This is a genomic window from Oerskovia douganii (assembly GCF_015142735.1).
In the GTDB taxonomy this organism is placed as follows: Bacteria; Actinomycetota; Actinomycetes; order Actinomycetales; family Cellulomonadaceae; genus Oerskovia; species Oerskovia douganii.
In genome coordinates, this window is the sequence record NZ_JACSPN010000029.1 from 36,575 (window position 1) to 49,439 (window position 12,865).

General features: G+C 74.4%; 11 protein-coding genes. 6 read left to right on the forward strand and 5 right to left on the reverse strand.

The window, feature by feature from the left end:
- Positions 1-47 precede the first annotated feature (47 nt).
- Positions 48-2,432 carry an ATP-dependent DNA helicase RecG gene (locus tag H9623_RS16985; RefSeq protein WP_193721196.1) on the reverse strand — a complete coding sequence of 795 codons (2,385 nt, stop codon included), beginning with the start codon at positions 2,430-2,432 and terminating at the stop codon, positions 48-50.
- The gene (locus H9623_RS16990; RefSeq protein ID WP_193721197.1) at positions 2,429-4,117 is read right to left on the reverse strand and encodes a DAK2 domain-containing protein; all 1,689 of its coding nucleotides are present in this window, start codon (positions 4,115-4,117) and stop codon (positions 2,429-2,431) included. Before H9623_RS16990 ends, H9623_RS16985 begins: the two co-directional genes overlap by 4 nt.
- Positions 4,118-4,408: 291 nt before the next feature.
- Here H9623_RS16990 and rpmB point away from each other — a divergent pair, with 291 nt between their 5' ends.
- Complete coding sequence (rpmB, locus tag H9623_RS16995; protein WP_030150850.1) at positions 4,409-4,600, forward strand: 50S ribosomal protein L28; 192 nt, start codon at positions 4,409-4,411, stop codon at positions 4,598-4,600.
- A 157-nt stretch (positions 4,601-4,757) separates the two neighbouring features.
- On the opposite strand, the gene H9623_RS17000 is transcribed toward rpmB, so the two are convergent.
- On the reverse strand, positions 4,758-5,375 hold the full coding sequence (locus tag H9623_RS17000; RefSeq protein WP_193721198.1) for a helix-turn-helix domain-containing protein: 618 nt from the start codon (positions 5,373-5,375) through the stop codon (positions 4,758-4,760).
- Positions 5,376-5,455: 80 nt separating this feature from the next.
- Here H9623_RS17000 and H9623_RS17005 point away from each other — a divergent pair, with 80 nt between their 5' ends.
- Both H9623_RS17005 and H9623_RS17010 read left to right on the forward strand, forming a co-directional pair.
- Positions 5,456-6,508, forward strand: coding sequence for an NAD(P)/FAD-dependent oxidoreductase (locus tag H9623_RS17005; protein ID WP_193721199.1), 1,053 nt, complete (start codon positions 5,456-5,458; stop codon positions 6,506-6,508).
- Between the two features lie 150 nt (positions 6,509-6,658).
- Entirely contained in the window at positions 6,659-7,177 is a 519-nt protein-coding gene (locus H9623_RS17010; RefSeq protein WP_193721200.1) for a GNAT family N-acetyltransferase, read from the forward strand.
- A gap of 124 nt (positions 7,178-7,301) precedes the next feature.
- Here the strand turns inward: H9623_RS17010 and H9623_RS17015 are convergent, their stop codons facing one another.
- Entirely contained in the window at positions 7,302-8,390 is a 1,089-nt protein-coding gene (locus H9623_RS17015; RefSeq protein WP_321575506.1) for a thiamine-phosphate kinase, read from the reverse strand.
- Between the two features lie 53 nt (positions 8,391-8,443).
- Here H9623_RS17015 and H9623_RS17020 point away from each other — a divergent pair, with 53 nt between their 5' ends.
- The gene (locus tag H9623_RS17020) at positions 8,444-8,935 is read left to right on the forward strand and encodes a DUF3515 domain-containing protein (RefSeq protein ID WP_321575507.1); all 492 of its coding nucleotides are present in this window, start codon (positions 8,444-8,446) and stop codon (positions 8,933-8,935) included.
- Between the two features lie 109 nt (positions 8,936-9,044).
- On the opposite strand, the gene H9623_RS17025 is transcribed toward H9623_RS17020, so the two are convergent.
- Positions 9,045-10,184, reverse strand: a complete 1,140-nt coding sequence (locus H9623_RS17025) for a D-alanine--D-alanine ligase family protein (RefSeq protein WP_193721201.1) — start codon at positions 10,182-10,184, stop codon at positions 9,045-9,047.
- A gap of 95 nt (positions 10,185-10,279) precedes the next feature.
- On the opposite strand from H9623_RS17025, the gene H9623_RS17030 reads away from it, so the two are divergent.
- Complete coding sequence (locus H9623_RS17030; RefSeq protein ID WP_193721202.1) at positions 10,280-11,452, forward strand: acyl-CoA dehydrogenase family protein; 1,173 nt, start codon at positions 10,280-10,282, stop codon at positions 11,450-11,452.
- A gap of 160 nt (positions 11,453-11,612) precedes the next feature.
- Complete coding sequence (locus tag H9623_RS17035) at positions 11,613-12,794, forward strand: trans-sulfuration enzyme family protein (protein WP_193721203.1); 1,182 nt, start codon at positions 11,613-11,615, stop codon at positions 12,792-12,794.
- The last annotated feature ends 71 nt before the right edge of the window (positions 12,795-12,865 follow it).

Here is a 12,865-nt window from a genome sequence, read left to right on the forward strand (position 1 = left end):
GGCGCCACTCGCCGGGCGCCACGCGCCTGGGGCCGAGCACCGGACCGCTATGCCCGCTCCAGGAACTCCTCGCGCTCGGGGTCGAGCTGGCTCGCGATCGCGGCGCGCAGCTCGGGGTGCTCCGCCAGGTCCGGGTCGGCCGCGATCACGTCGGCCGCATCGGCGCGCGCCTGCTCGATCACCGCGACGTCCTTCACGACGCGCAGCAGCTTCAACGAGCTGGCCCTGCCGGACTGGGCCGCGCCCAGCACGTCGCCCTCGCTGCGCAGCTCGAGGTCGACGGTCGCGAGCCGGAACCCGTCGGTGGTCTCGGCCATGGTCTCGACGCGCACCGCCGCGGGGGTCCCCGGCTCGACGGTCGAGACCAGGAGGCACAGCCCGGGCGCGGACCCGCGGCCCACGCGCCCGCGAAGCTGGTGGAGCTGCGAGAGACCGAACCGGTCGGCGTCGAACACGACCATCACGGTGGCCTCGGGGACGTCGACGCCGACCTCGACGACGGTCGTGGAGACGAGCACCTGGACGGCCCCGGACGCGAAGTCGGCCATGACCCTCTCCTTGTCCGCGGGGGGCATCTGGCCGTGCAGGACCCCGACGACGAGCCCCCGCAGCGCGGGCACGCTCGCGAGCTCCTCGGCGACCTCGAGCACGGCGCGCAGCGGCGGCCGGTCCGACCCGGCGCCCGCGCCGTCGAGGTCGAGGAAGTCGGGCACCTCGTCGAAGTCGTCGGTCCGGGACTTCTTCCGGGCGGAGGCTCCCGCCCCGTCGGCGTCACCCGAGGCCGCGGCCTCGTCGGGGTGGATCCGCGCGCACACCACGTAGGCGCGGTGCCCGGCGTCGACCTCCTCGCGCACACGCTGCCACGTCCGGTTCATCCACGCCTCGTTGTCCGCGGGGACCACGTGCGTCGTGATGCCCGCGCGCCCCGCCGGGATCTCGGTGAGCGAGGACGTCTCGAGGTCTCCGAAGACGGTCATGGCGACCGTGCGCGGGATCGGGGTCGCGGTCATGACGAGCAGGTGCGGGCTGGTCCGGGCCTTGGCGCGCAGCGCGTCGCGCTGCTCCACACCGAACCGGTGCTGCTCGTCGACCACGACCAGGCCCAGGTCCGCGAACTGCACGTTCTCGCTCAGCAGCGCGTGCGTGCCGACGACGATCCCGGCCCGTCCGCTCGCGGCGTCGAGCAGCGCGGACTTCTTGGCCGCGGCGCCCAGGGACCCGGTGAGGAGCGCGATGCGCGTCCCGTGGTCGGCCCCGCCCAGCATCCCCTCCTCGGCGAGCGGCCCCAGCAGCGTCCGGAGCGTGCGAGCGTGCTGGGAGGCGAGCACCTCGGTGGGTGCCAGGAGCGCAGCCTGCCCGCCGGCGTCGACCACCTGGAGCATCGCGCGCAGCGCGACGACCGTCTTGCCCGAGCCGACCTCGCCCTGGAGGAGGCGCTGCATGGGGCGCGAGCGCGCGAGCTCGGCCGAGATCTCCTCGCCGATCTCACGCTGCCCGGCCGTGAGCGTGAAGGGCAGCGACGCGTCGAAGTCCGCGAGCGCACTGGGCTCGCCCGGTGCGCGCAGCGGCCGGGCGGTCGCCTCCTCGGCCTCGGCCCGCGCGCGCCGCTGGGCGAGCGCGGCCTGGAGCACGAACGCCTCCTCGTAGCGCAGACGGTCCCGCCCGTGCTGCCACTGGCGCGTGTCGAAGGGTTCGTGGACGTCCTTGAGCGCCGCGTGCCGCGACCCGAACCCTCGGGCCTCGCGGACGGCGGGCGGCAGCGGGTCCGGCACCTCGTCCTCGGTCAGCGGGTCGAGGACCTGACGGACGGCCTTCTGGATGCGCCAGCTCGGGATCGAGGCGCTCGCCGGGTAGAGCGGGATGGGACGGCGCGCCTCGATGAGGGCGGCCTCCTCGTCGTCGGCGTCGACCCCGATGATGAGGTAGTCGGGGTGCGTGAGCTGCCGCGTCCCGCGGTAGGCGCTCACGACGCCGGTGAACAGGCCGGTGCGGCCGGGCTGGAGCCGGCTCTCGTGCGTCCGCAGCGCACCCGTGCCCTTGGCGAAGAACGTCAACGAGAGACGGTGGACACCGTCGGTGACCTCGGCCTGGAGCATTGCCCCGCCGCGCGAGCGCATGGCCCGCACGGTCGCCTGGACGACGCGCGCCATGATCGTGACGTGCTCCCCGAGCACGAGCCCGCCGAGGTCCGTGAGCCGGCCCGGGTCGCCGTAGCGGCGCGGGTAGTGGCCGAGCAGGTCCCCCGTGGTCTCGAGGCCCAGCTTGGCGAGCGCGCCCGCCGAGCGCGGGCCGAGCACCTTGGTCAGGGGTTCGGCGAAGCGGTCGACCGGCCCCGTCACCAGGTCGCCGGCGAGGCGCCGGGCGCCGGTCACGTGATCGGGGGCCGCCGGCTCCGCGTCGGGACCCGACGCCCCGAAGGGTTCGCCGCTCATTCCGCTCCCAGCTCCAGGTCGGCGTGGTCCCGCCCCGGGTCGAGGACGACGACCTCGATGCCGGGGACACGTTGGCGCGCGATGCCTGCGACCACGTCGATCACGACGGGGTCCACGAGGCGCCCGGGCAGGACGGTCAGCACCTCGTCGCCGCTGCGGAGGAGGGCCTCGAGCGCGGGCCGCACGAGGCTCCCGTCGGCGGGCACCTGGACCGCGCGGACCTCGGCGAGCGTCGACCGCATGAGGGCGCGGGCGTCGTCGGCGGGCCCCAGCGTCGCGGCGGCGAGGGCGGCCACGACGTGCAGGTCGGTGGGGGCGTCGAGGACCTCGATGCCTCGCAGGTCTCCGGCGCCCGCACCGACGAGCGCCCCGGCGCCTCGGGCTGCGTGGGCCGCGCGTGCGCTCCCGGGAAGGACCACGACGTGGCGGGCCCCGGTGTCCACGGCGACACGCAGCACCTCGTCGGGGCTGGGCGTGTGGTCGGTCGCGAGCAGGACCACGGCGCCGCTGCGGGCCAGGTCCGGCACGAGCCCCGGGGCCGAGGTGACGGCGACCACGCCGTGCTCGGGCACGTGCTGGGGCGGCGGCGGGGTCGCGTGGCCGTGCAGGTCCTCGAGCCCGCGCGCTGCGACCTGGGTCGCGAGGTGCCGTACGCACACCTGACGCAGCGGGGCGCCGTCGGCAGCGGTCCGGGCGGCGTGGACGGCTCGCGCGGGGTCGTCGGTGTGCACGTGCGCCTGCCAGACGCCCTCCCCCACGACGACGACCGAGCTCCCCACCTGCGCGAGCGCCCCGCGCAGCGAGTCGGCGAGGTGTGCGGGCGCCGTGGTGCGCGAGCCGTCGACGACGAGCATGACCTCGAACTCGCCGTCGAGGCCCACGGGCACGTGCTCCTCGGGGGCGTCCCACCCGTCCGGCCCGACGCCGTCGCTCCCCCCGGGCGTCCGGGTCGCCGTGACGTCGCTCACCCCGTCGGCGCGGGTCGTGCTGCTCACCATGGGGGCCATGGTGCCGCCGGCCACCGACAACCCGTCGGTCCCGTCGACGGGGCCGGGCTCGACGCCCAGCGCGCGGCACAACGCGTCGAGCACGAGGACGAGCCCGTACGCCCCCGCGTCGAGCACGCCGGCCCGGGACAGGACGTCGAGCTCGTGGGGGCTTCGCAGCATGGCCTCGTGGGCTCCGGTGCGGGCGGCCAGGACCACGCCGACCAGGTCGGCCCCCGCGTCCGCCGCGGTGCGGGCGGCGACGGCCGCACCGTCGGCCGCCGTGAGGATGGTGCCGGGGACGGGGACGGCGACGGCCGCGTACGACGAGCGGGCGGCGGCCTCGAACCGGGTCGCGACCCGCAACGCCCCGACGGGCTCGTCGGCGAGCGTGGTCGCGCCCGCGAAACCGCGCAGGAACTCGCTGAGGATCACGCCCGAGTTGCCGCGGGCCCCGATCAGGGCGCCCCGTGCGAGCGCGAGGAGGAGCGCGTCGACGGGGGCGCCGTCGGGCACCTCGCTCACGGCGCGCGCGCCCTGGGTGACGGTCAGGAACAGGTTGGTCCCCGTGTCCGCGTCGGCGACGGGGAACACGTTGGAGCTGTCGATGCGCGCCCTGGCCTCCCCGAGGGTCCGGACCGCCTCCGCGACCCAGGCCTGCACGACCGCGGGCTCGATCCGTCCTGTGGCGTCCGTCACGCTCGTGGGGCTCCTTCGTGGGGTCCGGGCGCGCGGGGGTGCCGAACCCCCGTCGAGCCTGCGATACTTACCGGACCACCGTAGTCCGCCCTGTGCGCTGCTCTGTGCATGCGCCCGGGTCGGTTTGGGGTGGAGGGCGGCCATCGGCTACCCTATGGAGGTTGCCCGGACAGATCCGGGCGACCACGGACGTTCCCTGGCTCTCGCCGGTTCGGAGCGTTCACCCCACAGACCATTCACTACGTCGCCGCTGTCCTTTCGCGGAGGCGTGCACGACGATCAGGAGAAATCGTGGCTGCCAACTGCGAAGTCTGCGGCAAGGGCCCGAGCTTCGGGCACAGCATCTCGCACTCGCACATCCGTACGAAGCGTCGCTGGAACCCGAACATCCAGCGCGTCCGTGCGATCGTCTCGGGTACCCCGAAGCGTCTCAACGTGTGCACCTCGTGCCTGAAGGCCGGCAAGGTCGTCCGCCACGTCTGAGCCTTTTCCGCTCTTTCACGAAAGCCCGTCAGGACTCGTCCTGGCGGGCTTTCGCGTTGCCGGGCAGCGGCCGGGCAGCGGCCGGGCAGCGGCCGGGCAGCGGCGCGCACCCCGGCCGTGAGCCACGGCTCCGGCGTCCGCCGCCCGACGGGCCGCGTCAGTCCGGTCGTCGCTGCCTGGGCCGGGCCCGGAAGTGCGCCCGCTCCCCCTGGGGTCCGTGGAGGACGAGCAGCTCGACCGGGTGCTCGTCGGCGTTGAGGATCGCGTGCGGGGTGCGGGTGTCGAACTCGGCAGCCTCCCCCTCGCCCAGGACCAGGTCGTGCTCGCCGAGCAGGAGCCGCAGGCGCCCGCCCAGGACGTACAGCCACTCGTAGCCCTCGTGCACCTTGGTCTCCGGCAGCACGTCCGAGGTGCGTCCGTGCATGACCTGCTTGTAGGCCTGGACCCCGCCCGGGCGCCGGGAGAGCGGCAGGATCGTCGAGTCCCCCCGTTTGACGGGCCGCGCGTGGATGCGCGGGTCCCCCGTGGGTGGGGCACCGACGAGCTCGTCGAGCGGCACCTCGTGCTCGCGGGCGAGCGGCAGCAGGAGCTCGAGCGTGGGGCGACGCCCTCCTGACTCGAGGCGGGACAGGGTGCTCACGGAGATGCCCGTGCGGTCCGACAGCTCGGCCAGCGTCAGGTCGCGCTGCTGCCTGAGGGCACGCAGCCGGGGGCCGACGGCCTCGAGGGCTGCGGCGAACGGGTCGTCCTGGTGCGTGTCCGTGTGCTCGTCCATGCGGTCGAGTTTGCCATTGCGGCAACAGGAGTTGCCACCGGGGACGCCGCGCGGTGATGCTCGACGCGGAGGTGGTCCCCATGACCCGAGAGAGCACGACACCCGCCACGGGTGAGATCACGCACACCGGCGGCGCGGCGAGCACCTACGACGTGGTCGTCGTCGGCGGCGGCGCTGCCGGGCTGAGCGGCGCCCTGACCCTCGCCCGCGCACGACGCAGCGTGCTCGTGATCGACGCGGGTCGCCCACGCAACGCCCCGGCCGCGCACATGCACGGCTACCTGTCCCGCGACGGCGAGGACCCCGCGACGTTCCTCGCCGTGGGGCGCGGCGAGGTCACGGCGTACGGCGGACGCATCACGCACGGCGCGGTCGAGTCGGCCGTCCCGCTCGCGGGCGGCGGGTTCGAGGTCCGGCTCGCGGACGGCCGGGACGTCGGTGCTCGCCGGCTGCTCGTCACGACCGGCCTGCTCGACGAGCTGCCGGCAGTCCCTGGCGTCGCCGAGCGCTGGGGCAAGGACGTCCTGCACTGTCCGTACTGCCACGGCTGGGAGGTCCGGGACCAGGCCGTGGGCATCCTCGCCACGAGCCCGATGTCGCTGCACCACGCCCAGCTGTGGCGCCAGTGGACCGACGACGTGACCCTCTTCCTCCACGAGGGTCCCGCACCGGACGCCGTGACGCGCGCCGCGCTCGACGCGCGCGGCGTCCGGCTCGTCGAGGGGCCGGTCGAGGCCCTCGACGTCCAGGACGGCGTCCTGAGCGGGGTGCGCCTCGCGTCGGGCGAGGTCGTGCCGTGCGCCGCGCTCGTGGTCGCGCCTCGTTTCACCGGCCGGTCCGCGCTCCTGGAGTCCTTGGGGATCGAGACGGTGGAGCAGGAGGTCGACGGCACGGTCGTCGGGACGTACGTGCCCTCCGACCCCATGGGCGCGACGTCGGTGCCCGGGGTCCGCGTCGCGGGCAACGTCACGCACCTCATGGCGCAGGTCGTCGCGGCGGCGGCTGCGGGGGTCCAGGCGGCCGCGGCGATCAACGGGGACCTGATCGCCGAGGACGTCCGGGAGGCGGTCGCCAGGGCTGCGACCGGCGAGCGGGCCGACGACGGCCCGCAGGCGGCGACGGGCAAAGGCTGAGAGGATCGGTGGACGACGGACCGCGGGGGCGACACCGATGACCCGGGCACACCCCTCGGCGAAGCCGACAACACATCTCCTTGGGGAGATTTGCTGAAGATCCGGACAAAGAGGGTTGGCGGATCTCCACGGAAGTGGCAGGATTTGGTCATGGTGACGGAACTCAACGAGGTAACGATCCGCACGGCGACACCGCAGGACGCGCCTTCGATCGCCCAGGTCCACATCGCTTCCTGGCGCGGGGCCTACGCCGGGATCGTCCCCGACGAGTACCTGGCCTCTCTCGACCACGACCAGCGCGAGGCCGCCTGGACCAGCAACCTCACGAGCTCGGGTGCTGACATCCTGCTCGCCGAGGCCGACGGTCGAGCCCTCGGCTTCGCCAGCATCGGTCCGGCGCGCGACGAGGACGCAGACGACGGCGACCTCGAGATCTACGCCATCTACCTCGACCCCGAGGCCTGGGGTCGGGGCGTCGCCCGTGACCTCATGCGCACCATGCTCGGCAAGGTCCCCCCTCGCACCCCGGTCTCCCTGTGGGTGCTCAAGGACAACGACCGCGCCCAGCACTTCTACCGCCGTCACGGCTTCGCACCGGACGGGGTCGAGCGCCGCGACGACATCGGCGGGCGCGACCTGACCCAGGTCCGCTACCGCCGCACGATCTGAGTCCCGCGCCACCGCACGCCGACCTCTCCCGTCGAGGGGGTCGCCCCGCCGGGCGGCCCCTCCGTCGTGTCGGGCCACCTCCGGGATCGCCGAGGCGACCCCATCGCGGGGCCGCGTCGGGTTCCTAGCCCCTGAAGTGGTCCCAGCCGACGCCGTGCGCCCGCGGCGCGATCCCGTCGACCGTGACCGCAGCCCCTGGTCCGCCCGGGTCCCCGGAGCGGCGCCCGTCCACGACCCGCCCCACGGCCCGGAACGGCTCCGGCAGCACCGTCCCCGCAGGGAACGTCGCGAGCAGCCCGTGGTCCTCGCCACCCGTCAGGACCCAGTCCCGGGCCAGCGCGGCGTCCTGCCCGGCCGCCGACACCTCGGTCGCCGACACGTCGGCAGCGGGCCACTCGCCCGCCGGTCGCTCGCCCGACACTGCACGCACCGCGGCCGCAGCGGCACCCAGCCGAGCGAGGTCTCCTGCGAACGCGGCCAGGTCGAGGTCGATCCCGACGCCGCTCGCCCGCGCGACGCGACCCGCGTCCCGCAGCAGCCCGTCGGACAGGTCGAGCATCGCGGTCGCCCCCGCGTCGGCGGCGGCCGGCCCGGCGCCGAGCGGCGGCTCGGGCCGCAGGTACGCGTCGACCAGCTCCTGGTCGGCGGTACCCAGGTCGTGGTCGAGCAGGGCGAGTCCTGCGGCGGACCAGCCTCGACGCCCGGCGTGCGCGACGACGTCGGACACCCGGGCTCCCGAGCGCAGGACCGGCGCCCGCCCGCCCAGGTCCCCGTGGACCGTGACCGCGACGACCACGTCGTCGCCGCTCGACAGGTCTCCCCCGACGACGGCGGCGCCGCTCGGCGCGCACGCCGCGGCCAGGCCTCGGGCCAGTCCCGTGACCCACTCGACCGGTAGGTGCCCCGGGATCACGAGCGAGACCACGAGGGCCGTGGGCCGCGCCCCCATGGCCGCGACGTCGGCGAGGTTCTGCATCGCGGCGCGCCACCCGACGTCGTACCCCGTGGACCACTCTGGACGGAAGTGGCGGCGCTCGACCAGGACGTCCGTGGAGACCACGAACCGCCCGTCAGGTGCACCGACCACGGCCGCGTCGTCCCCCGGCCCGACGAGCGTGGCCTCGCCCGTCGGCAGCAGGGGGAAGATCGCCGCGAGCAGCTCCTCCTCCGACGTCTCGCGCACCAGCGCCGGGCCCTCGTTCAGATCGGTCACGGCGCCACCTTACGCGGGACCGGGGAGCACGCCGGAGCGGCTACCGTTGGAGGGTGCTGAACGACCCCCGTACCCCTGCCCGACGCCGGACGCTCACCGGGATCCTGCTGGTCGCCGTGGCCGCGGGCCTCAGCGCCTGCACGCCCACGATCGGCGTCCCGGTCGCGGAGGACGCCGCGAACCCGAAGTGCGCCGAGGTCGTCCTCGCGGTCCCCGACGAGCTCGGCGAGCTGCCGAAGATCAAGACCGACAGCCAGGCCACCGCCGCGTGGGGCGAGCCCGGCGCGGCCGTGACGCTGCGCTGCGGCGTGACGCCGCCCGAGCCCACCACGGCCTTCTGCCAGAGCGTGTCCAGCACCGCGGGCAGCGTCGACTGGATCGTGACCGACGACGGCAAGGACACCTGGACGTTCGTGACCTACGGCCGCGACCCCGCGGTCGAGGTCCAGATCTCCCCTGCCGTGAAGAACTCCCAGTCCACGGACTTCGTCTCCGACCTGAACCGCGCGGTGTCCAAGGTCGAGCAGACGCGCTACTGCATGTAGGTCGGCACAGCGCCCGGGCGAGAGGCCGCAGGACGCGACGACGCGAAGAGCGCGCCGCCCCGTGAGGGTGGCGCGCTCTTCGCGTCTGCCGGTCCGGTCGGCGGGCCGGTCAGCGCAGCCCGGTGGGGCGCTGCAGCGCGAGCTGGATCAGCTCGTCGATCAGCTCGGCGTACGTGATACCGGACTTCTCCCACATGCGCGGGTACATCGAGAACGGCGTGAAACCCGGCATGGTGTTGATCTCGTTGACGATGACCTGACCGTCGGTCGTCACGAACACGTCGACGCGGGACAGCCCCTCGGCACCCACCGCCTCGAACGTGCGGACCGCGATGTCGCGGACCTCGTCCACGAGGTGGGGCGGAAGGTCGGCCGGGCAGCTCAGCTCGACGCCCGCCTCGTCGAGGTACTTGGCCTCGAAGTCGTAGAAGGCGTGGTGCGCGTCCGTGACGACGATCTCACCGGGCAGCGAGGCGCGCGGGCGCTCGCCCTCGCGGCCCCCGAGGACCGCGCACTCGATCTCCCGGCCCACGACGCCGGCCTCGACCAGGACCTTGGGGTCGTGCTTGCGCGCCTCGGCGATCGCCGCGGGCAGGTCCGCGAGGTCGTCGACCTTGGTGATCCCCAGGCTCGACCCGGCGCGGGCGGGCTTGACGAAGACGGGAAGCCCCAGCCCCGCGACGGTCTCCGTCCAGGCGGCGGAGTTGCGGTCCCACTCCCCCGGCCGGATGACCGTGTACGGCGCGATGGGCAGCCCCTGGCCCGCGAGCACCAGCTTCATGAACTGCTTGTCCATGCCCACGGCGGAGGCCAGCACGCCCGCACCCACGTACGGGACGTCTGCCAGCTCGAGCAGCCCCTGGATCGTGCCGTCCTCGCCGAACGGGCCGTGCAGCAGCGGGAAGACGACGTCGACCTCGCCCAGCTCGCGCGGGAACTCGCCCGGCTCGAGGACGCGCAGCTCGCGCTGACCGACCGCGAGCGGCAGCAGGACCTCGCCACCCGTCGCCGTGACCTCGGGCAGGTGCCCCGGTGTGATCTCCCAGCGCGCGGGCTCGTCCGCCGCGAGGACCCACTGGCCCTCCTTGGTGATACCGACGGGGACGACCTCGTAGCGCTCGCGGTCGATCGCGCGCATCACGCCACCGGCGGTGGCGCACGAGATCACGTGCTCTCCGGAGCGTCCCCCGAAGAGGAGGAGGACGCGCGTCTTGCGCGCGGGAGCAATGGGTTCTGGCTGGCTGGACATCGCCGACGACCCTACCGGAACCCCGATCGACAACGTGAACAGGACGGGGGCCGCAACGTGCTCCCGGAGTGGAGGACCAGTGATAGAACGAGGGCATGAGCCTCCCTCTGCTGACCGACGACCTGCTCGACCGCATCCGCTCCCGCGCCGCGGGCTACGACCGCGAGAACGTGTTCTTCACCGAGGACCTCGAGGAGCTGACCGCGGCCGGCTACCTCCAGGCCTTCGTGCCCGCCGCGATGGGCGGACCAGGGCTGGGTCTGCGGGACGTGGCGCACGAGCAGGTCCGCCTCGCGGGTGCGGCCCCTGCGACCGCCCTCGCGGTCAACATGCACCACGTGTGGACGGGCGTGGCGCGCTACCTGTACGAGCGGGGCGACCACTCGCTCGACTTCGTGCTCGAGGAGGCCGCGCGCGGCGAGGTCTTCGCGTTCGGGTACTCGGAGCCGGGCAACGACCTGGTGCTGTTCGGGTCGCGGACCCAGGCACGCCCCGACGGCCGGGGCGGCTACTCGTTCCACGGCCGGAAGATCTTCACGTCCCTGTCCCCCGCGTGGACGCGGCTGGGTGTGCTCGGGATCGAGACACCTGCCGAGGACGGCTCGGGCCTGGAGGGCGAGCCACGCCTGGTGCACGCGTTCGTGACGCGCGAGGGCGGCGGCGTCGACGTCCTGGACGACTGGGACACGGTCGGCATGCGCGCGAGCCAGTCCCGCACCACGATGCTCGTGGGCGCGCACGCCCCGGCCGACCGCGTGGTCCGGCGCCTGGCCCCGGGGCCGTCGACGGACCCGCTCGTGCTCGCGATCTTCACGACGTTCGAGGTCCTGCTCGCGTCGGTCTACACGGGCATCGGCAAGCGCGCCCTGGAGCTCGCGGTCGAGAACGCGCACCGGCGCACCTCGATGAAGAACGGCGGCAGGCCGCTGTCCCAGGACCCCGACATCCGGTGGCGCGTCGCGGACGCGGGCATCGCGATGGACGGGATCTACCCGCAGATCGACCAGCTCGCGGGCGAGATCGACGCGCTCGTGGACCGTGGCGCGGGGTGGTTCACGGCCGTCGCGGGGCTCAAGGTGCGGGCCACGGAGACGGCGCGTGTCGTCGTCGACCAGGCGATCCGGGTGTCCGGCGGGTCGTCGTACTTCGCGTCCTCCGAGCTGGGGCGCCTGTACCGCGACGTGCTCGCGGGCATCTTCCACCCGTCGGACGACGAGTCGGCGCACTCGACGTACGCGAGCGCGCTGCTCGGGCCGGTCGAGGACTGACGCCGGAGCAGCCCCCGGGCGTGCGGCTCAGGTCGCGCGCGGTCGGCGCGCCACGGCCCGGGCCGCACGCTCGGCGCACCAGCACGCCGGCGCGCCGCGACCGGCCCGCATACCGGTTGCCCGCGGCGCCCGTCCGGTCGCCGGGCGTAACCTCACCCCCATGACGACCGAGCCGACAGGGCCGACAGCGCCCTCCGCCCACCGTGCCGCACCGCTGTCCCCGGCCACGCTCGCGGTCTCGGCGGGGCGCCCGCCGCGCGAGCAGGGCGGTCCGGTCAACCCGCCCGTCGTGCTGTCCTCGACGTACGTCTCGCGCGGGGTGCAGCAGCCGGGTGAGCTCCTCTACACGCGCATGGACACCGAGACGTGGCACCCGTTCGAGGAAGCCCTGGCGGCCCTGGAGGGCGCTGCGGAGCCGGGCGTCGTGTTCAGCAGCGGCATGGCGGCGATCGCGGCGGTCTACTCGTTCGTCCCCGCAGGCGGCAAGGTCGTCCTGCCCCGGCACGCCTACCAGGTGACCCTGGGGTTCGCCGACGACCTCGCGACGCGCCTCGGCGTCGAGGTCGTCCGGGTCGACGTGGCCGACACCGACCAGGTGCTCGCCGCGATCGACGGGGCGGACCTGCTCCTGCTCGAGTCGCCGACCAACCCGATGCTCGAGGTCGCCGACCTCCCGGTCCTCCTCGCCGCGGCCCGACGGCGTGGCGTGCTGACCGCGGTCGACAACACCTTCGCGACCCCGCTCGGCCAGCAGCCGCTCGTCCTGGGGGCGGACGTCGTCGTGCACTCGGTCACCAAGTACCTGGCGGGGCACTCCGACGTCGTCCTCGGGGCCGTCGTCACGAGCGATCCCACGCTGGCCGCGCGGGTGCGCGCGTACCGGACGCTGCACGGCGCGATCGCAGGGCCGTGGGAGGTGTGGCTCGCGCTGCGCGGGCTGCGGACCCTCGCGCTGCGGGTTGAGCGCTCGCAGGCGAGCGCCGCGGAGATCGCCCGGCGTCTGGCCGGGCACCCGCTCGTCGAGGAGGTCCGTCACCCGAGCCTGCCGACCGACCCGGGGCACGAGCGCGCGGCCCGCACCATGACGGGCTTCGGGGCGATCATCGGGCTGCGTCCGCGCGGCGGGCGCGAGGCCGCCGACGCGCTCGTCGAGGCCGTCGGGCTGTGGGTCCCCGCGACGAGCCTGGGCGGCGTCGAGTCCAGCCTGGAGCGGCGGCGGCGGTTCGCGACCGAGTCGCACACGGTCCCCGAGGACCTGCTGCGCCTGAGCGTCGGCATCGAGGACGTCGAGGACCTGTGGGCGGACCTCGACCGGGCCCTGCGCGCCACGGTCGGGGACTAGCTGTTCTGTGTCATGACGTTGGTGACACCTGCGTGGAGGCGTGAGGCTGGGGGTTGGTTCCTGGCCGCAGT

Bases quoted from the DNA above. Each gene is read 5' to 3' on its own strand.
- H9623_RS16985 (WP_193721196.1), bottom strand. From the start codon at position 2,432: ATGAGCGGCGAACCCTTCGGGGCGTCGGGTCCCGACGCGGAGCCGGCG.
- H9623_RS17000 (WP_193721198.1), bottom strand. From the start codon at position 5,375: ATGGACGAGCACACGGACACGCACCAGGACGACCCGTTCGCCGCAGCC.
- H9623_RS17005 (WP_193721199.1), top strand. From the start codon at position 5,456: ATGACCCGAGAGAGCACGACACCCGCCACGGGTGAGATCACGCACACC.
- H9623_RS17010 (WP_193721200.1), top strand. From the start codon at position 6,659: ATGGTGACGGAACTCAACGAGGTAACGATCCGCACGGCGACACCGCAG.
- H9623_RS17025 (WP_193721201.1), bottom strand. From the start codon at position 10,184: ATGTCCAGCCAGCCAGAACCCATTGCTCCCGCGCGCAAGACGCGCGTC.
- H9623_RS17030 (WP_193721202.1), top strand. From the start codon at position 10,280: ATGAGCCTCCCTCTGCTGACCGACGACCTGCTCGACCGCATCCGCTCC.
- H9623_RS17035 (WP_193721203.1), top strand. From the start codon at position 11,613: ATGACGACCGAGCCGACAGGGCCGACAGCGCCCTCCGCCCACCGTGCC.